18 protein-coding genes are annotated in these 22,296 nt (G+C 72.0%); 14 read left to right on the top strand and 4 right to left on the bottom strand.

Annotation, left to right across the window (positions count from 1 at the left end):
- The first annotated feature begins 95 nt into the window (after nt 1–95).
- Entirely contained in the window at nt 96–2,915 is a 2,820-nt protein-coding gene (locus ACFYP5_RS04865; protein ID WP_389030512.1) for an FAD-binding and (Fe-S)-binding domain-containing protein, read from the top strand.
- A gap of 300 nt (nt 2,916–3,215) precedes the next feature.
- On the opposite strand, the gene ACFYP5_RS04860 is transcribed toward ACFYP5_RS04865, so the two are convergent.
- The gene (locus ACFYP5_RS04860) at nt 3,216–4,100 is read right to left on the bottom strand and encodes a LysR family transcriptional regulator (protein WP_389030509.1); all 885 of its coding nucleotides are present in this window, start codon (nt 4,098–4,100) and stop codon (nt 3,216–3,218) included.
- Between the two features lie 162 nt (nt 4,101–4,262).
- Here ACFYP5_RS04860 and ACFYP5_RS04855 point away from each other — a divergent pair, with 162 nt between their 5' ends.
- Nucleotides 4,263–5,237: a DMT family transporter gene (locus ACFYP5_RS04855; protein WP_389030506.1), complete on the top strand. Its 975-nt coding sequence runs from the start codon at nt 4,263–4,265 to the stop codon at nt 5,235–5,237.
- Between the two features lie 11 nt (nt 5,238–5,248).
- On the opposite strand, the gene ACFYP5_RS04850 is transcribed toward ACFYP5_RS04855, so the two are convergent.
- Nucleotides 5,249–5,995, bottom strand: a complete 747-nt coding sequence (locus tag ACFYP5_RS04850) for an NUDIX domain-containing protein (RefSeq protein WP_389030504.1) — start codon at nt 5,993–5,995, stop codon at nt 5,249–5,251.
- Nucleotides 5,996–6,128: 133 nt separating this feature from the next.
- On the opposite strand from ACFYP5_RS04850, the gene ACFYP5_RS04845 reads away from it, so the two are divergent.
- The 8 genes from ACFYP5_RS04845 to ACFYP5_RS04810 are packed head-to-tail and all read left to right on the top strand — an operon-like array spanning nt 6,129 to nt 16,391.
- The gene (locus ACFYP5_RS04845) at nt 6,129–6,950 is read left to right on the top strand and encodes a TIGR03084 family metal-binding protein (protein WP_389030501.1); all 822 of its coding nucleotides are present in this window, start codon (nt 6,129–6,131) and stop codon (nt 6,948–6,950) included.
- Nucleotides 6,947–8,665 (top strand): acyclic terpene utilization AtuA family protein, encoded by a 1,719-nt coding sequence (locus ACFYP5_RS04840; RefSeq protein ID WP_389030498.1) that lies wholly within the window; start codon nt 6,947–6,949, stop codon nt 8,663–8,665. Before ACFYP5_RS04845 ends, ACFYP5_RS04840 begins: the two co-directional genes overlap by 4 nt.
- Nucleotides 8,662–10,260: an acyl-CoA carboxylase subunit beta gene (locus ACFYP5_RS04835; RefSeq protein WP_389030495.1), complete on the top strand. Its 1,599-nt coding sequence runs from the start codon at nt 8,662–8,664 to the stop codon at nt 10,258–10,260. Before ACFYP5_RS04840 ends, ACFYP5_RS04835 begins: the two co-directional genes overlap by 4 nt.
- A gap of 8 nt (nt 10,261–10,268) precedes the next feature.
- Complete coding sequence (locus ACFYP5_RS04830) at nt 10,269–12,215, top strand: acetyl/propionyl/methylcrotonyl-CoA carboxylase subunit alpha (protein ID WP_389030492.1); 1,947 nt, start codon at nt 10,269–10,271, stop codon at nt 12,213–12,215.
- Nucleotides 12,212–13,408: an acyl-CoA dehydrogenase family protein gene (locus tag ACFYP5_RS04825; RefSeq protein ID WP_389030489.1), complete on the top strand. Its 1,197-nt coding sequence runs from the start codon at nt 12,212–12,214 to the stop codon at nt 13,406–13,408. The genes ACFYP5_RS04830 and ACFYP5_RS04825 overlap by 4 nt, the downstream gene beginning before the upstream one ends.
- Nucleotides 13,409–13,453: 45 nt before the next feature.
- A complete protein-coding gene (locus tag ACFYP5_RS04820) occupies nt 13,454–15,079 on the top strand; it encodes a 4-coumarate--CoA ligase family protein (RefSeq protein WP_389030486.1) in 1,626 nt (541 codons plus the stop codon).
- Nucleotides 15,076–15,810, top strand: a complete 735-nt coding sequence (locus ACFYP5_RS04815; RefSeq protein ID WP_389030483.1) for an enoyl-CoA hydratase family protein — start codon at nt 15,076–15,078, stop codon at nt 15,808–15,810. Before ACFYP5_RS04820 ends, ACFYP5_RS04815 begins: the two co-directional genes overlap by 4 nt.
- Entirely contained in the window at nt 15,798–16,391 is a 594-nt protein-coding gene (locus tag ACFYP5_RS04810; RefSeq protein WP_389030480.1) for a TetR/AcrR family transcriptional regulator, read from the top strand. Before ACFYP5_RS04815 ends, ACFYP5_RS04810 begins: the two co-directional genes overlap by 13 nt.
- 158 nt (nt 16,392–16,549) lie before the next feature.
- Here ACFYP5_RS04810 and ACFYP5_RS04805 read toward each other — a convergent pair whose 3' ends face one another.
- Nucleotides 16,550–17,650, bottom strand: a complete 1,101-nt coding sequence (locus tag ACFYP5_RS04805) for a citrate synthase 2 (protein ID WP_389030784.1) — start codon at nt 17,648–17,650, stop codon at nt 16,550–16,552.
- Between the two features lie 224 nt (nt 17,651–17,874).
- Between ACFYP5_RS04805 and pdxH the strand changes: the two genes are divergently transcribed.
- The 3 genes from pdxH to ACFYP5_RS04790 all read left to right on the top strand — a co-directional run bounded on the left by pdxH (nt 17,875) and on the right by ACFYP5_RS04790 (nt 20,601).
- Nucleotides 17,875–18,501, top strand: a complete 627-nt coding sequence (gene pdxH / locus ACFYP5_RS04800) for a pyridoxamine 5'-phosphate oxidase (RefSeq protein WP_389030782.1) — start codon at nt 17,875–17,877, stop codon at nt 18,499–18,501.
- Nucleotides 18,502–18,866: 365 nt separating this feature from the next.
- A complete protein-coding gene (locus ACFYP5_RS04795; RefSeq protein WP_389030478.1) occupies nt 18,867–20,201 on the top strand; it encodes a PAS domain-containing protein in 1,335 nt (444 codons plus the stop codon).
- Nucleotides 20,202–20,310: 109 nt separating this feature from the next.
- Nucleotides 20,311–20,601 carry a hypothetical protein gene (locus ACFYP5_RS04790; protein ID WP_389030475.1) on the top strand — a complete coding sequence of 97 codons (291 nt, stop codon included), beginning with the start codon at nt 20,311–20,313 and terminating at the stop codon, nt 20,599–20,601.
- Here ACFYP5_RS04790 and ACFYP5_RS04785 read toward each other — a convergent pair.
- Nucleotides 20,589–21,344, bottom strand: coding sequence for an SIS domain-containing protein (locus tag ACFYP5_RS04785; protein ID WP_389030472.1), 756 nt, complete (start codon nt 21,342–21,344; stop codon nt 20,589–20,591). The genes ACFYP5_RS04790 and ACFYP5_RS04785 overlap by 13 nt on opposite strands.
- A gap of 219 nt (nt 21,345–21,563) precedes the next feature.
- Between ACFYP5_RS04785 and ACFYP5_RS04780 the strand changes: the two genes are divergently transcribed.
- Nucleotides 21,564–22,256, top strand: coding sequence for a metal-dependent transcriptional regulator (locus ACFYP5_RS04780; RefSeq protein WP_030926443.1), 693 nt, complete (start codon nt 21,564–21,566; stop codon nt 22,254–22,256).
- Nucleotides 22,257–22,296: the final 40 nt, after the last annotated feature.

Below are 22,296 nucleotides of genomic sequence, written 5' to 3'. Positions count from 1 at the left end.
GACGTATTCCGACGTACTGACGTATTCAGGGGAAACGCGAGGGGTGGCGGCTCCAGTGGCCCGGCCGGCGGGACGACGGACGGCATCCTGGGCGTATGACCGACGAGCAGATGCGGACCTCTCTTGTGCGGGCCCTCTCCGGCGCTGTGCGCGGAGAGGTGGAGTTCGACGCCACCGCACGGGCCCTGATGACGATGGACGCCTCCAACTACCGTCGCGTACCGCTCGGCGTCGTCGCCCCGCGCGACGCCGACGACATCGCCGCCGCGCTCGACGTCTGCCGTGCGCACGAGGTGCCGGTGGTGCCGCGCGGCGGCGGTACCTCCATCGCCGGGCAGGCCACCGGCACCGGTGTGGTCCTCGACCTCACCCGCCATCTGCGGTCGATCGTGGAGCTGGACGCCGGGGCCCGCACGGCCGTCGTCCAGCCCGGCGTGATCCTGGACGACCTGCGCCGGGCGGCCGCACCGCACGGTCTGACGTTCGGCCCGGACCCGTCCACGCACAGCCGCTGCACGCTCGGCGGGATGATCGGCAACAACTCCTGCGGCTCGCACTCGGTGGCCTGGGGCACCACCGCCGACAACGTCGAAGCGCTGACCGTCGCCCGCTACGGCGGCGACACGCTGCGGCTGGGGCGCGGCCGGTGGGACGGCGCCCCCGCCGGCCTGCGCGAACTGGCCGGCAGCCACCTCGCTCTGCTGCGCACCGGCTTCCCCGAGCTCCCGCGCCGTATCTCCGGGTACGCCCTCGACGCGCTGCTCCCGGAGCGCGGACCGGACCTCGCCCGCGCCTTCTGCGGCAGCGAGGGGACGCTCGGCGTGGTGACGGAGGCGACCGTACGGCTGGTCGAGGCGCCCGAGGCCCGCGCCCTCGCCGTACTCGGGTACGCCGACGAGTCCGCGGCCGCCGAAGCCGCCCCCGGCCTCCTCCCCTACTTCCCCTTGACGGTCGAGGGCATGGCCGCCGATCTCGTACGCGTACCGGCCGGTCTGCCGCGCGGCGGAGCCTGGCTCTTCGTCGAGACGGGCGGCGCCACCCCGGCCGAGGCGCGGGCACGCGCCGAACAGATCCTGCGGGCGGCCGACGCGGTGGACGCGGCCGTCGTCACCGACCCGGCCGGGCAGCGCGCCCTGTGGCGCATCCGGGAGGACGCATCCGGCACCGCGACCCGGATGCCCGACGGCAGCGAGGCCTGGCCGGGCTGGGAGGACTGCGCCGTTCCCCCCGCCCGCCTCGGCCCCTATCTGCGCGAGTTCCGCGCCCTGCTCACCGCCCATGGACTGCGCGGCACGCCCTACGGGCACTTCGGCGACGGCTGCATCCATGTGCGGATCGACTTCGACCTGCTGAGCGGTGACGGCGTGGCACGGTTCCGCCGCTTCTCCGAGGAGTTGGCCACGCTCGTCGTCGCGCACGGCGGCTCACTGAGCGGGGAACACGGCGACGGGCAGGCCCGGGCCGAGCTGCTCCCCCGCATGTACGGAGACGAACTCGTCGCGCTCTTCGGGCGGTTCAAGGACCTCTGGGACCCGTACGGCGGCATGAACCCCGGGGTGCTCGCCCGACCGGCCCGCCTCGACGAGAACCTCCGCTTCGACGTCCTGCCGAAGCAACCGGTGGACGTCACGTTCGGCTACCCGCACGACGACGGCGACTTCTCGGCGGCCGTACGGCGGTGTGTCGGCGTCGCGAAGTGCCGGACGGCGCAGGCGCCGGGCGCGGGCGTCATGTGCCCGTCGTTCCGGGCGACCGGCGAGGAGGAACACTCCACCCGCGGCCGGGCCCGGCTGCTGCACGAGATGCTCGCCGGTGAGGTGATCACGGACGGCTGGCGGTCGAAGGAGGTCCGGGACGCGCTCGACCTGTGCCTGTCCTGCAAAGGATGCCGCAGCGACTGCCCGGTGGGCGTGGACATGGCCACGTACAAGGCGGAGTTCCTGCACCACCACTACCGGGGGCGGCTGCGCCCCGCCGCCCACTACGTGATGGGCCGGCTGCCGGGGTGGCTGCGGCTCACGGCTCCGTTCGCGCCCGTGCTGAACGCGCTGGCCCGGATCCGCCCGCTCGCCGCACTGGGGAAACGGCTCGCGGGCATTGCTGCGGAGCGAACGATTCCGGTGCTGGCGGGGGAGACGTTCACCCGGTGGGCGGTCAAGCGCAGGCGCCGGGGGACGGTGCCGTTGTCGAGCGATCAGGCGGTGACGGTCTGGCCGGACACCTTCACCAACCATCTCTCCCCGGAGGTAGGCAGGGCGGCGGTCCGGGTCCTGGAGGCGGCGGGCCGGACGGCCCTGTATCCGGGGCGGGGCGTGTGCTGCGGCCTCACCTACGTATCGACGGGCCAGCTGGACAAGGCCCGCAGGGTCATGCGCCGCACGCTGGACCGGATGGGGTCCTCCCTCGGCGACCCGCTCGTGGTTCTCGAACCGAGCTGCGCCGCCACCCTCCGTACGGACCTCCCGGAACTCCTTCCCGACGACCCCCGCGCCGCGGAACTCGCCGCATCCGTGCGCACTTTGGCGCAGTACCTGGAGGAGTTCACCCCCGACTGGCAACCGCCGCGCCTGGACCGTCCGGTCACCGGCCAGACCCACTGCCACCAGCACGCGGTCCTCGGCGACGCGGCGGAACGACGGCTGCGCGCACGCGCCGGACTGGAAGGGGAACTGGCCGGTGGCTGCTGCGGACTGGCGGGGAACTTCGGTTTCGAACGGGGCCACTGGGGGGTGTCCGTGGCATGCGCGGAGGAGCAGCTGCTGCCGTCGGTACGGAGTGCGGAGCCCGGCACCGACATCCTGGCCGACGGGTTCTCCTGCCGGACCCAGCTGGCGCAGCTGGCAGGCGTGCGGTCGAGACACCTGGCGGAGCTGCTGGCAGAGGGCCTGAACGGTACCGACACCCGACCGACCTGACCCAAGCCCTGCGGCACGACCCAGGTCCCTGCGGTGATTGAGCAGCGGAGCTCCGCGGCGGAGCCCCGGGTCCGGGAAGGGGCCCCGGGTCCGGGAAGGGGCCCGGGGTTCGGGAAGGGGCCCGGGGTTCGGGAAGGGGCGGGCGGACAGACCACCCGCCCTGCCCACCGTCAGCCCGCGGCGACCGCCCGCATCACCGCCGCCACCAACCGCTCGTTCTCCGGCGCCGCCCCGCCACCAGGTCGGTGCCCACCTCCTCCAAGAGCTCCTGGACCGACTGCCCCGTGCGGGGAAATTCCCTCATCCGGTGATGTCTTCTCCGATGATTTCGCGGGCCATCGCGGCGAGTTTCGGCAGCGCCGGATGACCGGGTGCGTCGCGGCGGGCGAGCAGCAGCGGCACGGCAGGGGCGTCGACGAGCGGGCGGTACACGACCCCGGCGTGCGGATGCATGTCGGCGGTGGAGGCGACCGACACCCCGGAGCCGCGCCCGGCCGCGATGGCGGTCAGCCAGTCGTCGGTGTTGGCGACGGTGAGGGTGGCGGCGGGGCGGGCGTGCGGCGGCCACAGGCCGACCGTGGTGGTGCCGGAGACGGTGTTCAGGACGACCGTGCCGTCCGCGAGATCGGCGAGACGGAGCGTGGTGTGTGCGGCGAGCGGGCCGTCCGCGGTCACCGCCGCCACCCGGTCCTCGCTGAACAGCACCTCGGTGACGAGCCCCGGCGCGTCGACGGGCCCACGCAACAGCGCCGCGTCGACCTCGCCGCGGGTGAGCCCGGCCGTGCGGTCGTCGATCCGCAGCAGTTCGAGAGGGGTCTCCGGGTACCGCTCCTGCCAGCCGCGGAGCAGCGGTGTGGTGTACGGGCCGAACGCGGACCAGGCATGTCCGAGCCGCAGCGGCCAGTGGCGCAGGCCACCGGAGTCGACCGCCTCGTCGAAGGCGGCAACCGCGGCGGCGGCCTTGTCGCGGAAGACGACGCCTTCGGGGGTGAGGGCGAGGTGATGGGTGGAGCGGTCCACGAGCCGGACGCCGAGATGCTGCTCAAGGGCGGCGAGGGTGCGGGAGACGGCGGGCTGGGTGAGGCGGAGGGCGGCTGCGGCGCGTGTGACGTTGCCCGCGTCGGCAACGGCGAGGAAGGCCCGCAAGTGGCGCAGTTCGACGCTGCGGCCCTGTGCTGTGCTCATGCGTCGGCAGCATAACGGGAGCACATTCGGCATTTCACGCGCCGCGCGGAGGTCTCTACGGTAAAGAAACGGCCTATGCCGCAAGAGTGCAGTATCTTCAATCGCGAAGTGCAATACAGTGCACTACATCCCGCTCAGCTCCTCGAGGACGAAGGCCGCCACGTGAACGACCAGCGCAGTGCCGCAGAGCCGGCCGCAGCAGCCGTCGCCGTACCGGAGGCGGTGTCCGCCCTCGACGGGGCGGGCTCCGCGCGTCCGGTGCGTCCGGGCGGCCGCAGGGCGGCGCTCGCCCCGGTGGCCCTGGTGGTCGCGGGCGGCCTCTCCGTGCAGTTCGGCTCGGCGGTCGCGGCCCTGCTGATGCCGCGGGCCGGTGCGCTCGGGGTGGTCACGCTCCGGCTGGTGGTCGCGGCGGTCGTCCTGCTGGTCGTCTGCCGCCCGAAGGTGCGTGGTCACTCGCGGGCCGACTGGGGCACGGTGGTCGCGTTCGGCATCGCCATGGGCGCCATGAACATGCTCTTCTACCAGGCTCTCGACCGCATTCCGCTGGGCGTGGCCGTCACCCTGGAGGTGCTCGGCCCGCTGGCGCTCTCGGTGATCGCGTCCCGCCGCCTGATCAACTTCGTCTGGGCGGGGCTCGCGCTGGGCGGGGTGTTCCTGCTGGGCGGCGGAGGCTTCGACCGGCTGGACCCGCTCGGTGCAGCGTTCGCGCTGGGTGCGGGGGCGATGTGGGCGACGTACATCGTCTTCAGCGCCCGCACCGGCCGGCGCTTCCCGCAGGCCGACGGTCTGGCCCTGGCGATGGTGGTCGCCGCGGTGCTGTCACTGCCGCTGGGCATCCTGGAATCGGGCGCGAAGCTGGCGGTCCCGTCGACGCTGGCGATGGGTGCGGCGGTGGCGCTGATGAGCTCGGTGCTCCCGTACACCCTGGAACTGATGGCGCTGCGCCGGCTGCCCGCGCACACGTTCGCCGTGCTGATGAGCCTGGAACCGGCCATCGCGGCGACGGCCGGCTTCCTCATCCTCGACCAGGCCCTGACCGCCACCGACGCGCTGGCGATCGCGCTGGTCATCGGGGCGAGCATGGGCGCGGTCCGCAGCCAGGTGGGCGCCGGCCGCCGCACGAAGGCGAACTCTTAGGGGTTCCGCCGTCACCACCCGCAGGCAGCGTCCAGGTCCCAGACCGAATCCGCCAGTTCCGCCGGAGACGTCGGCCAGCCGGAGGTGTGCCAGTGGGCGATCCGCCAGGACAGGCGGCGGGGCCAGAGCGGGGTGGTGGGCAGCTCGGAGACCGGTACCCAGGCCGGGACGCCCCCGTAGTTGTCCAGGGTCTCCGGTTCGGCCACCTCGCCGTCCGCCTCCATCGTGAAGTAGTGGCCCCGGGTGCCGCCCCGCCAGATCCGGGCCACCTCGCGTACGACCGTTCCGCGCAGGCCGGTCTCCTCCCGGAGTTCACGGACCGCCGCCACCTCCGGTGTCTCGCCGGCTTCGACGCCGCCGCCAGGGATCTCGTAGTGGCAGCCGTCGTCCCCGGGGAAGTGGATCAGTAGCATCCGCCGGTCGCGGATGACGATCGCGCCGCCGCGGACCCGGGTCGGTTCGGCCGCCGTCGGGTCGTCCAGCGCGGCCGTGTCCTGCGGGGCAGCTCCCTGCGACCACGCGCGCAGGACGTTCTCCGCCGTGCCCACCGGGCGGATCCGCGCGTGCAGCGCCTCGGTCAGGGAGAGTGCGGCCGATGTGCCCTCGGTGGTCCGGCCGCCGGTGCGGAAGGAGCCCGGGGCGGAGCCGGGGGTGACACCCGGGAAGGAGTAGTAGATGCCGGTCTCGTCCCGAAACTGTTCCAGGACAAGCCTGTTGTCGTCGAAACGCACACCCGCGGTGCGAGGTTCGTCAGTCATCGGCGGAGGCTAGCAGCCGGGTCCCGGCCCGGCCGTGGAGTCGGAGGCATCAAATAATGCAAGCATGCTTGCTTGTTTCCTGGTCCGCTGACATGCTCCTGGGCACACCGCCACGCCCCGAGGGGAGCGCACCGTGTCCGATGCCGCAGCCGTGCTCGACGATCTGCGCAGCGAGAGCGACGAACTCGACCTACTGGTAGCGGAGTTGAGTACCGAACAGTGGGCCGGACCGACCCCCGCCGAGCGCTGGACGGTCGCCCACCAGATCGCCCATCTGACCTGGACCGACGAGGTCGCCCTGCTCGCCGTCACCGACCCGGACGCCTTCGCCGCGGAGGTCGCCAAGGCGCTGGCGGCACCCGACAGCTTCGTCGACCAGGCCGCCGACGAGCTGGTGGCCGAGGAGCCGGCCGCGCTGCTCGCACGCTGGCGCGACGGGCGCGACCGGCTGCAACGAGCCCTGCGTGCCGCCCCGCCCGGCACCCGCATCCCCTGGTACGGACCGCCCATGGGCGTCGCGTCGATGGCGACCGCGCGGCTGATGGAGACCTGGGCACACGGGCAGGACATCGCCGACGCCCTCGGTGCCGTACGCGCCCCGGCCACCCGGCTGCGTCACATCGCCCGGATCGGGGTGCGGACCCGTGACTACGCCTTCCTCGTACGGGGGATCAAGGCGCCCGATGAGGAGTTCCGGGTCGAACTCGAAGCCCCCGACGGCGAGGTGATCGCATTCGGGCCCGAGGACGCCGGACAGTGTGTCACCGGACCGCTGCACGACTTCTGCCTCCTCGTCACCCGGCGCGCCCACCGTGACGACCTCGCCGTCCGTGCCGTCGGGGCCGACGCCGACCAGTGGCTGGACATCGCCCAGGCCTTCGCCGGTCCACCAGGAGCCGGCCGCGCGCCCGGAGGTGGTGCACCCGGCGGCGGTGCACGGGGCGACGCCCGATGACCGCCGCACCGCTGCGGATCGGGAACGCCTCCGGGTTCTACGGTGACCGCTTCGACGCCGTACGCGAGATGCTCACCGACGGCCCCCTCGACGTCCTCACCGGCGACTACCTCGCCGAACTGACCATGCTCATCCTCGGGCGCAGCCGGCTCAAGGACCCCGCCCGCGGCTACGCCACCACGTTCCTGCAGCAGCTCGAAGAGGGCCTCGGGCTCGCCCACGAGCGCGGCGTGAAGATCGTCGCCAATGCCGGGGGGCTCAACCCGGCCGCACTCGCCGCGGCCGTCGCCGAACTGGCGCGCAAGGTGGGCGTTCCGGTCCGGGTCGCGCATGTCGAGGGCGACAGCCTGCCCGTGCCCGACGGGTTCCTCACCGCCAACGCCTACCTCGGCGGCCACGGCATCACCGCCTGCCTGCGCGCCGGGGCCGATGTCGTCGTCACCGGCCGGGTCACCGACGCCGCCCTCGTCACCGGCCCCGCCGCCGCCCACTTCGGCTGGGGGCCGGACGACCATGATGCCCTCGCCGGGGCCGTCGTCGCCGGGCACGTCCTGGAGTGCGGCACCCAGGCCACCGGCGGGAACTACTCCTTCTTCCGCGGCCACGACATCCGCCGGCCCGGCTTCCCGCTCGCCGAGATCCATGCCGACGGGTCGTCCGTCATCACCAAGCACGACGGGACGGGCGGCTTCGTCGACGTCGGGACCGTCACCGCCCAGCTCCTCTACGAGACCGGCGGCGCCCGGTACGCCGGGCCGGACGTGACCGCCCGGCTCGACACCGTACGCCTGGCCCAGGAAGGGCCGGACCGGGTCCGGATCTCCGGGGTGCGCGGCGAGGCCCCGCCGCCCACCCTCAAGGTGGGGCTCACCCGGCTCGGCGGCTGGCGCAACGAGGTCGTCTTCGTGCTCACCGGGCTCGACATCGAGGCCAAGGCGCAGCTGGTGCAGGACCAGTTCGCGCAGGCGCTCACCCGGTCCCGCACCGGGCCGCCCGACGAGGTGCGATGGGAACTGGCCCGTACCGACAGGGCCGACGCCGACACCGAGGAGACCGCCGCCGCCCTGCTCCGGCTCGTCGTCCGCGACCAGGACCCGGAGACCGTCGGAAGGCCGTTCTCCGGGGCCGCGATCGAGCTGGCCCTCGGCAGCTACCCGGGCTTTCATGTCACCGCCCCGCCCGGCAAGGGCGCGCCGTACGGAGTCTTCGAGGCGAGGTACGTACCGGCGGAAGACGTCGAGCACGTCGCCGTGGGGCCGGACGGGCGGCGGGAGCGAGTGGCGCCACCCGTACGGACGGCGGCGCTCGAGGAAGCGGACGAGCCCGCTCTCCCCGAACCACTGCCGGCCGGGCTGACTCAGCTCACCCCCCTCGGCCGTATCGCCGGCGCCCGGAGCGGCGACAAGGGCGGTGACGCCAACATCGGGGTCTGGGTCCGCACCGACGACGCCTGGCGCTGGCTGGCGCACGAACTGACCGTCGAACGCTTCCAGGAACTGCTGCCCGAAACAGCCGAGTTGACCGTAGTGCGGCACGTCCTGCCGAACCTCCGCGCGCTGAACTTCGTCGTCCACGGTCTCCTCGGCGAAGGCGTCGCCGCGCAGGCCCGCTTCGATCCGCAGGCCAAGGCGGTGGGGGAGTGGCTGCGGTCCCGGCACCTCCCCGTCCCCGTGACCCTGCTCGAAACCACCGACGCACCGGAGGCGCACGCATGACCGTCCTGGCCACCGGGCTCGACACCACGAGTCCCGAATACGCCGCGAACCGCGCCACCATGCTCGACCGGCTCAGCGAACTCGACACCGAGCACGGCAAGGCCCTCGCGGGCGGCGGCGAGAAGTACGTCGAGCGGCACCGGAGGCGCGGCAAACTCCTCGCCCGGGAGCGGATCGAGCTGCTGGTCGACGCCGACACACCGTTCCTGGAGCTGTCGCCGCTCGCCGCCTGGGGCAGCGAGTACGCCGTGGGCGCCTCGCTCGTCACGGGCATCGGGGTCGTCGAGGGCGTCGAGTGCCTGATCACCGCCAACGACCCGACCGTACGCGGCGGCGCCTCCAATCCCTGGACCCTGAAGAAGGCCCTGCGCGCCAACGAGATCGCCTTCGCCAACCGGCTGCCCTGCATCAGCCTCGTCGAGTCCGGCGGGGCCGATCTGCCGTCCCAGAAGGAGATCTTCATTCCCGGCGGCGCACTGTTCCGGGACCTCACCCGGCTCTCCGCCGCCGGCATCCCCACCGTCGCGGTCGTCTTCGGGAACTCCACGGCCGGCGGGGCGTACGTCCCCGGCATGTCCGACCACACCGTCATGATCAAGGAGCAGTCGAAGGTCTTCCTCGGCGGACCGCCGCTGGTGAAGATGGCGACCGGTGAGGAGAGCGACCACGAGTCCCTCGGCGGCGCCGACATGCACGCCCGCACCTCCGGACTCGCCGACCACTTCGCCGTCGACGAGCACGACGCGCTGCGCCAGGCACGGCGGATCGTCGCCCGGCTCAACTGGCGCAAGGCACAGGCCGATCCGGGACCCGCCGAGCCACCGAAGTACGGCGCGGACGAACTGCTCGGGATCGTGCCCGGGGATCTCAAGATCCCGTTCGATCCGCGCGAGGTGATCGCCCGGCTCGTCGACGGCTCCGACTTCGACGCGTTCAAACCGCTGTACGGGACGAGCCTGGTCACCGGTTGGGCCCGGCTGCACGGCTACCCCGTCGGGATCCTCGCCAACGCACAAGGGGTGCTGTTCAGCGAGGAGTCGCAGAAGGCCGCCCAGTTCATCCAGCTCGCCAACCAGCGCGACATCCCCCTCCTCTTCCTGCACAACACCACCGGCTACATGGTCGGCAAGGAGTACGAGCAGGGCGGCATCATCAAACACGGCGCGATGATGATCAATGCGGTGTCCAACTCCCGGGTCCCACACCTGTCCGTGCTGATGGGCGCCTCGTACGGGGCCGGGCACTACGGCATGTGCGGACGCGCCTACGACCCCCGCTTCCTCTTCGCCTGGCCCGGCAGCAAGTCCGCCGTGATGGGCCCGCAGCAGCTCGCGGGCGTGCTGTCCATCGTCGCCCGGGCCTCCGCCGCCGCGAAGGGGCGGCCCTACGACGACGAGGCCGACGCCGGGCTGCGCGCCATGGTGGAGCAGCAGATCGAGTCCGAATCGCTGCCGATGTTCCTCTCCGGACGGCTGTACGACGACGGGGTCATCGACCCGCGCGACACCAGGACCGTCCTCGGGATCTGCCTGTCCGCGATCCACACCGCCCCGGTCGAAGGCGCCCGCGGCGGCTTCGGCATCTTCCGGATGTGAGGACGAACATGATCAGCACCCTGCTCGTCGCCAATCGGGGCGAGATCGCCTGCCGGATCTTCCGCACCTGCCGTGCACTGGGCATCGCCACCGTCGCCGTGTACTCGGACGCGGACGCCGACGCACTGCACGTCAGGGAGGCCGACACCGCCGTGCGGCTGCCGGGGGCCGCGCCCGCCGACACCTATCTGCGCGGCGATCTCGTCGTACGCGCCGCGCGCACGGCGGGCGCCGACGCCGTGCACCCCGGATACGGCTTCCTCTCCGAGAACGCCGGATTCGCGCGGGCCGTGCAGGACGCCGGGCTCGTCTGGGTCGGCCCGCCGGTCAAGGCCATCGAGATGATGGCGTCCAAGACCCGGGCCAAGGAACTGATGGCCGCCGCCGGGGTGCCGCTGCTCGCACCCGTCGACCCGGCGCGGGCGACCGCGGGTGACCTGCCGCTGCTGCTGAAGGCCGCGGCGGGCGGCGGCGGGCGCGGCATGCGCGTCGTGCGTGAACTGGCCGCGCTGCACGTCGAGATGGCGGCCGCCACGGCTGAGGCCGCGAGCGCCTTCGGTGACGGCGAAGTCTTCGCCGAGCCCTACGTCGAACGCGGCCGGCATGTCGAGGTCCAGATCATGGCCGACGCACACGGCACCGTATGGGCGCTCGGCACCCGCGACTGCTCGCTCCAGCGCCGCCACCAGAAGGTCATCGAGGAGGCCCCCGCGCCCGGCCTCGACGACGCGCTGCGCACCCGGCTGCACGACGCGGCGACCGCAGCGGCCCGCGCCGTCGGCTACCGGGGCGCGGGCACCGTCGAGTTCCTCGTCGCCGCCGACGGACGCCCGTACTTCCTGGAGATGAACACCCGGCTCCAGGTCGAACACCCCGTCACCGAAGCCGTCTTCGGGCTCGACCTCGTCGCCCTCCAGCTGTCCGTCGCCGAAGGCGATCCCCTCCCCACCACACCCCCCGCCCCGCACGGGCACGCCGTCGAGGCCCGGCTCTACGCGGAGGACCCGGCCCGCGACTGGCAGCCACAGACCGGGGCACTGCTCACGCTGGACGTACCGGACGAACCCGGTCTGCGCCTCGACACCGGATACACCGGCGGCGACACCATCGGCATGCACTACGACCCGATGCTCGCCAAGGTCATCGCCCACGCCCCCACCCGCGCCCAGGCCGTACGGCTCCTCGCCCGCGCCCTGGAACGAGCCCGCATCCACGGCCCGGTCACCAACCGTGAGCTGCTCGTACGGTCCCTGCGACACCCCGACTTCACCGGCGCCCGTCCCGACACCGGCTTCTACGACCGCCACCTGGACGCCCTCACCCGCACCCCCGGCGACCACGCTGACCGGCACCTCGCGGCCCTCGCCGCGGCCGCCGCCCATGCGGCCCGGCAACCGGACGCCATCGGCACATCCCGCTTCGGCGGCTGGCGCAACCTCCCCTCCCAGCCGCAGACCAGGCGCTACCGCAGCGAACCCGACGGCGCCGAGCACGAGATCGCCTACCGCACCACCCGCAGCGGCGCGATCGACGTCCCCGGTGCCCGGATCCTCACCGCCGCCCCCGGCCACGTCACCCTCGAGACCGACGACGGCGTCACCCACCGATTCCGCCTCGCCACCCACCACGGCCGGGTCCACGTGGACGGCGCCACCGGCTCGTACACCTTCACCGCCCTCCCCCGCTTCACCGACCCCACCGAACGCACCGAACCCGGCTCCCTGCTCGCCCCCATGCCCGGCACCGTCGTCCGGCTCGCCGACGGCCTCGCACCGGGCACCACCGTCCGCGCCGGGCAGCCCCTCATCTGGCTCGAGGCGATGAAGATGGAACACCGCATCCTCGCCCCCGCCTCCGGCACCCTCACCGCGCTCCACGCCGCAACCGGCCTCCAGGTGGAGGTCGGCGCCCTGCTCGCAGTCGTACAAGACGCACAGGAGGAACCGACCCCATGAGCACCGCCCTCGAAACCGAAGAGCAGCAAGCCCTGCGCGCCGCCGTCGCCGCACTCGGAAAGCGCTACGGTCGCGACTACATGACCTCCGTCGTACGTGACGGCGGCCACCCCCGCGAGCTGTGGACCGAAGCCGCCAAGCTCGGCTACCTGGGGGTCAACCTCCCCGAGGAGTACGGCGGCGGAGGCGGCGGCATGGCCGAACTCTCCATAGTCCTGGAAGAGCTGGGAGCGGCAGGATCACCCCTCCTCATGATGATCGTCTCCCCGGCGATCTGCGGCACCGTCATCGCCCGCTTCGGCACCGACACCCAGAAACAGCAGTGGCTCCCCGGCCTCGCCGACGGCACCCTCACCATGGCCTTCGGCATCACCGAGCCCGACGCCGGCTCCAACTCCCACCGCATCACCACCACCGCCCGCCGCGACGGCGGGGACTGGCTGCTCACCGGGCGGAAAGTGTTCGTCTCCGGCGTCGACATCGCCGACGCCACCCTCATCGTCGGGCGCACAGAGGACGCCAGGACCGGCAGGCTCAAGCCCTGCCTCTTCATCGTCCCGCGCGACGCCGCAGGATTCCAGCGCTCGCAGATCGACATGGAACTCCAGGCGCCGGAGAAGCAGTTCGAGCTGGTGCTGGACGACGTGCGGCTGCCCGCCGACGCCCTCGTGGGAGGGGGTACCTCCCGCTCGAGCGAAGCCGAGAGTGGGGGAGAGGACGCGGGCCTCCTCCAGCTCTTCGCCGGACTCAACCCCGAACGCATCATGACCGCCGCCTTCGCCCTCGGCATGGGCCGGTACGCCCTCGGCCGCGCCGTCGACTACGCGCGGACCCGGCAGGTGTGGAAGGAGCCCATCGGCTCCCACCAGGCCATCGCCCACCCCCTCGCCCAGGCGCACATCGAACTCGAACTGGCCCGCCTGATGATGCAGAAGGCCGCCAGGCTCTACGACGAGGGCGACGACATCGGCGCGGGCGAAGCCGCCAACATGGCGAAGTACGCCGCCGCCGAGGCCTGCGTGAAAGCCGTCGACCAGGCGGTGCACACCCTCGGCGGCAACGGCCTCACCCGCGAATACGGGATCGCCTCCCTGATCACCGCGGCCCGCGTCGCCCGGATCGCACCCGTCAGCCGGGAAATGATCCTGAACTACGTTTCCCACCAGTCCCTGGGTCTCCCCAAGTCGTACTGACACAGGGGACTCTGTCCCTCCAGCCGCCGTTCGAAGGGACCCGCCATGGTGAACGTGTTCCGCAGCGAGTACGCAGACGTCCAGCCGCTCGACCTCCCCATCCATGACGCGGTCCTCGGGCAGGCCGCCGGCACCTACGGCGACACGGTCGCCCTGGTCGACGGCACCGACGGCACCACCACGCTCACCTACCGGCAACTCGACACGTTCCACCGCCGGATCGCAGCGGCGCTCGCCGCCACCGGGGTCCGCAAGGGCGACGTCGTCGCCCTGCACAGCCCCAACACCCTCGCCTACCCGACCGTGTTCTTCGGAGCCACCCGGGCGGGCGCCACCGTCACCACCGTGCACCCCCTCGCCACGGCGGAGGAGTTCGCGAAACAGCTCCGTGACTCCTCCGCCCGCTGGATCGTCACCGTCTCCCCGCTCCTCGAAACCGCCCGCCGCGCCGCCGAACTCGTCGGCGGCATAGAGGAGATATTCGTCTGCGACCGGGCCGACGGACACACCTCCGTACTCGACATGCTGGGCTCCACCGCCCCCGAACCGCGGATCACCATCGACCCGGCCGAGGACATCGCCGCACTGCCGTACTCCTCCGGCACCACCGGCACACCCAAGGGCGTCATGCTCACCCACCGCTCCATGGCCACCAACCTGGAGCAGCTGCGGCCGTTCATCCCGATGAGCCCCGGCCACCGGATCCTCGCCGTGCTCCCGTTCTTCCACATCTACGGGCTGACCGCCCTGATGAACGCCCCGCTGCGGCTGGGTGCCACCGTCGTCGTCCTGCCGCGCTTCGACCTCGTCCAGTTCCTCACCGCGATCGAGAAGCACCGGATCAGCGGACTGTACGTCGCCCCGCCGATCGTCCTGGCCCTCGCCAAGCACCCGGCCGTCGCCCAGTACGACCTGTCCTCGCTGGAGTACATCGTCAGCGCCGCCGCCCCGCTCGACGCGGGACTCGCCGCCGCCTGCTCCCGGCGCCTCGGACTGCCACCGGTGCGGCAGGCGTACGGCATGACGGAACTCTCGCCCGGCACCCATGTCGTCCCGCTGGCCGCCGAGAACCCGCCACCCGGCGCCGTCGGGAAACTCCTGCCGGGCACCGAGATGCGGATCGTCTCCCTCGACGACCCGGACCGCGACGCCGGCATCGACACCGACGGCGAGGTGCTCATCCGCGGCCCACAGGTGATGAAGGGCTACCTCGGCCGGCCCGAGGCCACCGCCGACATGATCGACGCCGACGGCTGGGTGCACACCGGTGACATCGGCCGCGTCGACGCCGACGGCTGGCTCCGTGTCGTCGACCGGGTCAAGGAGCTCATCAAGTACAAGGGCTACCAGGTCGCACCCGCCGAACTCGAAGCCCTGCTGCTCGGCCACCCGTCGATCGCGGACGCCGCCGTCATCGGGGTGTACGACACCGACGGCAACGAAGTCCCCAAGGCGTATCTGGTCCGGCAGGCGGGAGTCAGCCCCGACGACCTCACCGCCGACGACGTCATGGCGTACGTCGCCGAGCGCGTCGCCCCGTACAAGAAGATCCGGCGGGTCGAATTCATCGGCGCCGTACCCCGCGCCACCTCCGGGAAAATCCTCCGGCGCGAACTGCGCGACCGGGAACAGGCCGACCAAGAAGTCATCGAGAAGGCGGCAGAAGCATGAAACTGGTCCGCACCGGCCAAGAACGTGGCATCGCCACCGTACGGATGGACTCGCAGGCGAACCGCAACGCACTCTCCGCGCGGCTCGTCGCCGAACTCCGTGAAACCCTCGCCCGGTACGGCGAGGACGACACCGTACGGGCCGTGGTCCTCACCCACACGGGCAACACGTTCTGCGCCGGCGCGGACCTCGGCGCACCCCCCGACCCGGCAGCGTTCGTGGCCCTGATGCGGGAGATCGTCACCCTGCCCAAGCCAGTGGTGGCCCGCGTCGACGGACACGTCCGGGCGGGCGGCCTCGGACTCCTCGCCGCCTGCGACATCTCCGCCGCCGGACCCGCTGCCACCTTCGCCCTCACCGAATCCCGGCTCGGCCTCGCCCCCGCCGTGATCTCCCTGCCCCTGCTGCCCCGTACCGACCCACGCGCGGCCGCCCGCTACTACCTCACCGGAGAACGCTTCGACGCGACCGAAGCCGCCCGGATCTCCCTGATCACCCTCGCCGCCGACGACGTGGACAAGGCGCTCGAACCCGTGCTCGACGGACTGCGCCGAGCCTCACCACAGGGGCTGGCAGCATCGAAGGAGCTGGTCACAGCTACTGTGCGGGAAAGTTTCGACCAGTACGCCGAAGACCTCATAGCCCGCTCGGCAGCACTCTTCGCCTCCGCCGAGGCACGAGAAGGGATGACGGCATTTCACGAACGACGGGACCCCGCATGGGTGTTGTGACGCCCCCCACCGACAGGACCCCCAAGCAGGACCGCAGCCGCGCCACCCGCCGACGGCTGCTCGAAGCCGCGGTCGCCTGCCTCGCCGAACACGGCTGGGCAGGCTCCACGGTCTCCGTCGTCGCGGAACGCGCAGGCGTATCGCGCGGCGCCGCCCAGCATCACTTCCCCACCCGCGAGGACCTGTTCACCGCAGCCGTCGAATACGTCGCCGAGGAACGCTCCGCCGCCCTGCGCACCCTGCCCGTCCAAGGCCGCGCAGCCGTCGTCGCCGCCCTCGTCGACCTCTACACAGGACCGCTGTTCCGCGCCGCACTCCAGCTCTGGGTCGCCGCGTCCAACGAGGCGTCACTGCACCCCCGCGTCAGCGAACTCGAAGCCCGCGTCGGCCGCGAGACCCACCGCATCGCCGTCGAGCTCCTGAAAGCCGACGAATCCCGTCCCGGCACCCGCGAAACCGTCCAGGGCCTCCTCGACATGGCCCGCGGCCTCGGCCTGGCCAACGTGCTGACCGACGACACCGTCCGGCGGCAGAGGGTCGTCGCCCAGTGGGCGGCCCTGCTGGACGACGCACTGGACTGAGGCCGGGGCAGCGGCTCCCAGGCGTACGTCAGCCTCGGCTCCCCCGCCGGGGACGGCCCCGCCCGGCCCGCCGCATCCGCACCGAGTCCGACCCGACCGGACACAAAGGGCGCGGCGCCCCGAGATGAGACACCGCATCCGTCCGGCACCCGGCCGGCTCACCCCGTGATGTCGTCGTACCCCTCGATCGCCCGCGGATCACGCGGCCCCGGCCCGATGTACCTCGCCGACGGCCGCACCAGCCGGCCCGTCCGCTTCTGCTCCAGAATGTGCGCCGACCAGCCCGCCGTACGCGCACACGTGAACATCGACGTGAACATGTGCGCCGGAACCTCCGCGAAGTCCAGCATGATCGCCGCCCAGAACTCCACGTTCGTCGCCAGCACCCGGTCCGGACGACGTGCGTGCAACTCCTCCAGCGCCGCCTTCTCCAGCGCCTCCGCCACCTCGAACCGCGGCGCGCCCAGCTCCTTCGCCGTACGCCGCAGCACCCGCGCCCGCGGGTCCTCCGCCCGGTACACGCGGTGCCCGAAGCCCATCAGCCGTTCACCCTTGTCCAGGGCCTTCTTCACATACGCGGTCGCGTCACCGGTCCGCTCGATCTCCTCGATCATCCCGAGGACCCGGGACGGCGCACCGCCGTGCAGCGGACCCGACATCGCACCCACCGCACCGGACAGCGCCGCCGCCACATCGGCGCCCGTCGACGCGATGACCCGCGCGGTGAACGTGGAGGCGTTCATGCCGTGCTCGGCGGCCGACGTCCAGTACGCGTCGACGGCCTTAACATGCTTCGGATCCGGCTCCCCGCGCCAGCGGATCATGAACCGCTCGACGACGGACTGCGCCTTGTCGATCTCGCTCTGCGGGACCATCGGCAGCCCCTGCCCGCGCGCCGACTGGGCGACATACGACAGCGCCATCACGGCGGCCCGCGCCAGATCGTTGCGCGCGGTCTCCTCGTCGATGTCGAGCAGCGGCCTCAGACCCCACACCGGCGCCAGCATCGCCAGCGCGGACTGCACATCGACCCGGATGTCACCCGAGTGGACCGGGATCGGGAACGGCTCGGCGGGCGGCAGACCGGGGTTGAACGCTCCGTCGACCAGCAGACCCCACACGTTCCCGAACGACACCTGACCGACGAGATCCTCGATGTCGACCCCGCGGTAGCGGAGCGAACCGCCCTCCTTGTCGGGTTCGGCGATCTCCGTCTCGAACGCGATGACTCCCTCGAGCCCGGGTACGAAGTCGGACATCATGCGGCTCCCTCGAATCGGCGGCTGTACGGAGGCCACAGTGGCCTGCCCCAAGATATTGGCGGGTTCCCACGACGCGGGGAAGCGTGACATCCCGCACAGCACCCGGCATTACCGATGCGTGGTTGACACCCCTCCTCGCCGGGCAAACTGGGCCGCTGCGGCAGGATGACCCCGTGCCCACCGCAGATTCCCCTTCCGATTCCACCACCGATCCGGCCGCGATGCGCGAGCAGTACCGCTCCGAGGCCTTCACCGAGGACACGCTCGCCACCGACCCCATGCATCAGTTCGCCCACTGGTTCCGGCAGATCGCCGCGGGTGGAATGGTCTATGAGCCGAACGCCATGGTGGTCTCCACCGCCAGCCCCGACGGCCGCCCGTCCTCCCGCACGGTGCTGCTGAAGAAGTACGACGCCCGGGGCTTCGTCTTCTTCACCAACTACAACTCCCGCAAGGGCCGCGAACTGGACGCCAACCCGTACGTCTCGCTGCTCTTCCCCTGGCACCCGCTGGCCCGCCAGGTCGTCGTCACCGGCACCGCGGCCCGCATCGCCCGCGAGGAGACGGTCGCCTACTTCCGCACCCGCCCCCACGGCTCCCAGCTGGGCGCGTGGGCGAGCGAACAGTCTGCCGTGATCGGCTCCCGGCAGGAGCTCATCGACCGGTACGAGGAACTGGCGGCCCGCTACCCCGAGGGCGAACGCATCCCCGCACCCCCGCAGTGGGGCGGCTTCCGTGTCGTGCCGGAGACCATCGAGTTCTGGCAGGGCCACGAGAACCGGCTGCACGACCGGCTGCGATACGTACGCGAGGGCGACGGCTGGCGGGTGGAGCGCCTCTCCCCGTGACCGGTGCCCCGCACATGCAGAAACCCGCGGGCTCTGGTCCCTCCTTGCGGAGGGGCCGGCCGGACTTACCGGCGAGCCCGCGGGTCGGTGACTGCTTGGGATTGGCCGGCGACCGGCCTGCACTGCAAGAGCGCGACGACGGGCGTCAGCCCGCAGCCACCTCACGAGTCCGAGAAGAAATCACTTCCGGAACACCTCCTTTCGCGTGTACGACACACCCTAGGAACGCCGCCGGAACCGCACAACCGAATTACCGAAGGATCGGCAGGTCCCGATTTTCCGGAAAGTCGATGTGTGCTGGGTCACGTTCGAGTTCAATGGTCTGACGTGCGGCAATGGCGGACACGTCCTGCAGGGGGTCCGGGATGAGCGCTTCCACGAGCAGTGGGACCACTGATGCCCTCGGCCCCGACCCGATCCCCGGGTCGGAGCTGCTTGCGGCGTTGCTCGACGGGATGGACGCGGCGCTCTGTGCCTTCGGCGCGGACGGCGCGATCACGCACTGGAACCGTGAGGCGGAGCGGATTCTCGGCTGGTCGGCCGAGGAGGCCGTGGGCCGGCCCGGGTTCGCGGGGTGGGCGGTGCGCAGTGCGGACGTGGGTGAGGTGCAGGGGCGGCTGATGGCTGCCATGGATGCGCCGGGGCGTCAGGTGCATGAGTTCGCGTTGCTGCGCAAGGACGGCGGGCGGGTGCTTGTGCGGATGCAGTCGGCCGGGGTGCGGGGTGCGGACGGGAAGCCGGCCGGGGTGTACTGCGCGTTCAGCGAGGTGCATGCGCAGATCGATCTGGAGCGGTCGATCGCGCTCAGTGAGGCGCTGTTCGAGGACGCGTCGTGGGGTGTGGTCCTCGTCGATGTGGATCTGCGGCCGACGGTCGTCAACGCGTGTGCGGCGCGGGCGCTGGGCGGTGGGCGTACGACGCTGCTGGGGCGTCCGCTCGCCGAGCTGGTCGTGCAGGGGGTGGAGGAGCTAGAGGGTGCGCTGCAGCACGTCCTGGCCGAGGGGCAGCCACCCGCGCCCACCGAGCTCTGGGTGACGCTGCGGTCGGCGGACGGGGACCGGCGGCGCTGCTGGCGCAGCGGCTTTCTGCAGCTGACGTCGCCGCTCGCGGAGGACCCGGTGCCGTTGGGGGTCGGCTGGCTGTTCCAGGACGTGACGGCGGAGAAGCTGGCGGCGCAGGAGGCGGACCGGGTGCGGTTCCGGTCGAATCAGCTGTACCGGGCGTGCCGGTCGGCGGCCGAGTGCGATGACCCGATGGAGGCGGCGACGTCGTATCTGGATTTCGCGCTGGCGGGTTTCGCCGACCATGTGCTGATCGATGTGCTGGTGGGGGAGCGGCTGGTGCGGGCGGCGGCGACGCCGGCCGATGCCCCGGGTCCGTGTCTGCCGGTGGCCGGCGGCGGCCTTCCTCTGCGGTACGCGCCGGGGCATCCGGCGCTGCAGGCGGTGGACCGGACGGGTTCGGTGCGGTCGAGCGCCGGTCCAGGTGCGGAGGCCTGGGCGGATGAGCGTCAGTGGCCGAAGGGTTCGGTGCACGCGTTGTGCGCGGTGATGCGCAGCCGGGGCCGGACGCTGGGTGTGGTGACGTTCCTGCGGGCCGCCCATCGCACGGCCTTCGAGCGCCCGGACGCGGCGTACGCGGAGAGCGTTGCGGCCCGGGTGGCGGGCGCGGTGGACCTGGCTCAGGTGCTGGGCGGCTGAGCCGGGCCCGGTCCGGACCGGGGGCGAAATCGCCCGAACGGGCTGGACAGATGGTGAAGGTCGGCAGGGCCCGAAGACGCTCACCGACTGGCGTTACGGCAACCACGACATGAACCTGTCCAGGGAGCGCGGTTACAAGCCCGCCGCCACGGAGATGGCCGCCTATGACGCGGCACTCAAGGAAGGCGCCCAGGACCGCGGTTCGTCGGACAAGGCCGAGATCGGCGTACTCAACGGGACGAGCGAGGACTGGGGCTGGCGACGGGTCTGCCGGCCGGTCTCTACCCGGCCTGGCGGGCGTCGCGGGTCCCACCGGCGGAGGCGCTCCGGTGCTGAGCGCGGTGCGTGGGCCCGCACGCAACGGCTGCGTGACGGGCGCCGGTTCCGCTACCGGCGGTAGAAGATCCGGTCCGCGTACTCCGTCATCACGCGCCCGTTCCACTCGTGCCCGCCGTCGACGTTCCCGGACCGCAGCAGCGGGGGCTCGATCCCCCGCTCCACCAGCCGCTCCGCGGCCGCCGCCATCATCGCCTGCATCAGCGCACTGGTGACCACCGTGGAGGCGGGCGCGAAGGGTGCCTCGATGCCCTCCGCGGTCAGTTCCGCGTCACCGATCGCGATCTTGCTGTCGAGGACGATGTCGCAGTGGTCCCGCAGGAATCCGCCGGAACTGTGCCGCGACCGTGTCGCGTCCGCGTACGCCACCGAAGTGACGCCGACGACCGTCAGGCCGAGCGCGCGGGCGTCCCGCGCCATCTCGACCGGCAGCGCGTTGCGGCCCGAGAGCGAGATGATCACGAGCAGGTCGCCCGCGCGCGCCGGGCTGGAGTCCAGCACGGCACCGGCCAGGCCGTCGACCCGTTCCAGCGCCGAGCCGAGCGTCGCGGGCATCACGTCGACGCCGAGCGTGCCGGGCACGGCGAGAAGGTTCATCAGGGCCAGACCGCCGGCCCGGTAGACGACGTCCTGGGCGGCGAGCGACGAGTGGCCGGCGCCGAACGCGAAGAGCCGGCCGCCGGCCGCGACGGTGTCGGCGATCGCGGCCCCGGCGGCCGCGATGTTGCCGGACTCCTCGTCGCGTACGCGCTCCAGCAGGCCGATCGCTGCGTCGAGGAACTGACCGGCCAGCTTGCTGTCGCTCATCGAGGAGGCCCTTTCGGCGGGGTGGGTGACCGGGGGGTGTTTGTGCCGCGGATCACGTTGCGGTCTGGACCAGTGGCCTGTCAATACCGCCCGGGCCCGCACACGCGGTCCAGGGTTCGGTCGGCGCGGCACGGTTGTCGGAGGTATGCGTCAGAATTGGCTGAGGGCCAGCGCATGGCGTTGACGGCGTTTTTCATGTCACAGCATCGAGGGGCACGAATGTCCGGACTGATCGACACAACGGAGATGTATCTCCGCACCATCCTCGAACTCGAAGAGGAAGGCGTCGTCCCCATGCGCGCCCGGATCGCGGAGCGGCTGGACCAGAGCGGTCCGACGGTCAGCCAGACGGTGGCGCGCATGGAGCGCGACGGGCTGGTGCAGGTCGCGGGCGACCGGCATCTGGAACTCACGGAGGAGGGCCGCCGGCTGGCGACCCGGGTGATGCGCAAGCACCGGCTCGCCGAGTGCCTGCTCGTCGACGTGATCGGCCTGGAGTGGGAGCAGGTGCACGCCGAGGCCTGCCGCTGGGAGCACGTGATGAGCGAGGCCGTGGAGCGCCGGGTGCTGGAGCTGCTGCGGCACCCGACGGAGTCTCCGTACGGGAATCCGATCCCGGGCCTGGAGGAACTGGGCGAGAAGGCCGAGGCCGACCCGTTCCTCAACGCGGACATGGTCAGCCTGTCGGAGCTCGACCCGGGGGCCGAGGGCAAGACCGTGGTGGTGCGGAGGATCGGTGAGCCGATCCAGACGGACGCCCAGCTGATGTACACGTTGCGGCGGGCGGGCGTGCAGCCCGGCTCCGTGGTCAGCGTGACCCAGTCGCCCGGCGGGGTGCTGGTCGGCAGCAGTGGCGAGGCGGCGGAGCTGGACGCCGAGGTCGCTTCGCACGTCTTCGTCGCCAAGCGCTGACCGGGATACTGAAGCGTAACGTCCGCTTTCCGTTTTTCCG

It is taken from the genome of Streptomyces sp. NPDC005262 (assembly GCF_042872425.1).
Classification (GTDB): Bacteria; Actinomycetota; Actinomycetes; order Streptomycetales; family Streptomycetaceae; genus Streptomyces.
This window is presented reverse-complemented; position numbering and strand designations above follow the sequence as displayed.

What these genes read in the sequence shown, in the direction of transcription:
- ACFYP5_RS04785 (WP_389030472.1), bottom strand. Translation starts at nt 21,344, where the DNA reads ATGAGCGACAGCAAGCTGGCCGGTCAGTTCCTCGACGCAGCGATCGGC.
- ACFYP5_RS04805 (WP_389030784.1), bottom strand. Translation starts at nt 17,650, where the DNA reads ATGTCCGACTTCGTACCCGGGCTCGAGGGAGTCATCGCGTTCGAGACG.
- ACFYP5_RS04835 (WP_389030495.1), top strand. Translation starts at nt 8,662, where the DNA reads ATGACCGTCCTGGCCACCGGGCTCGACACCACGAGTCCCGAATACGCC.
- ACFYP5_RS04815 (WP_389030483.1), top strand. Translation starts at nt 15,076, where the DNA reads ATGAAACTGGTCCGCACCGGCCAAGAACGTGGCATCGCCACCGTACGG.
- ACFYP5_RS04860 (WP_389030509.1), bottom strand. Translation starts at nt 4,100, where the DNA reads ATGAGCACAGCACAGGGCCGCAGCGTCGAACTGCGCCACTTGCGGGCC.
- ACFYP5_RS04825 (WP_389030489.1), top strand. Translation starts at nt 12,212, where the DNA reads ATGAGCACCGCCCTCGAAACCGAAGAGCAGCAAGCCCTGCGCGCCGCC.
- ACFYP5_RS04810 (WP_389030480.1), top strand. Translation starts at nt 15,798, where the DNA reads ATGGGTGTTGTGACGCCCCCCACCGACAGGACCCCCAAGCAGGACCGC.
- ACFYP5_RS04840 (WP_389030498.1), top strand. Translation starts at nt 6,947, where the DNA reads ATGACCGCCGCACCGCTGCGGATCGGGAACGCCTCCGGGTTCTACGGT.
- ACFYP5_RS04790 (WP_389030475.1), top strand. Translation starts at nt 20,311, where the DNA reads ATGAACCTGTCCAGGGAGCGCGGTTACAAGCCCGCCGCCACGGAGATG.
- ACFYP5_RS04865 (WP_389030512.1), top strand. Translation starts at nt 96, where the DNA reads ATGACCGACGAGCAGATGCGGACCTCTCTTGTGCGGGCCCTCTCCGGC.
- ACFYP5_RS04830 (WP_389030492.1), top strand. Translation starts at nt 10,269, where the DNA reads ATGATCAGCACCCTGCTCGTCGCCAATCGGGGCGAGATCGCCTGCCGG.
- ACFYP5_RS04795 (WP_389030478.1), top strand. Translation starts at nt 18,867, where the DNA reads ATGAGCGCTTCCACGAGCAGTGGGACCACTGATGCCCTCGGCCCCGAC.
- ACFYP5_RS04780 (WP_030926443.1), top strand. Translation starts at nt 21,564, where the DNA reads ATGTCCGGACTGATCGACACAACGGAGATGTATCTCCGCACCATCCTC.
- ACFYP5_RS04850 (WP_389030504.1), bottom strand. Translation starts at nt 5,995, where the DNA reads ATGACTGACGAACCTCGCACCGCGGGTGTGCGTTTCGACGACAACAGG.
- ACFYP5_RS04820 (WP_389030486.1), top strand. Translation starts at nt 13,454, where the DNA reads ATGGTGAACGTGTTCCGCAGCGAGTACGCAGACGTCCAGCCGCTCGAC.
- pdxH (WP_389030782.1), top strand. Translation starts at nt 17,875, where the DNA reads ATGCGCGAGCAGTACCGCTCCGAGGCCTTCACCGAGGACACGCTCGCC.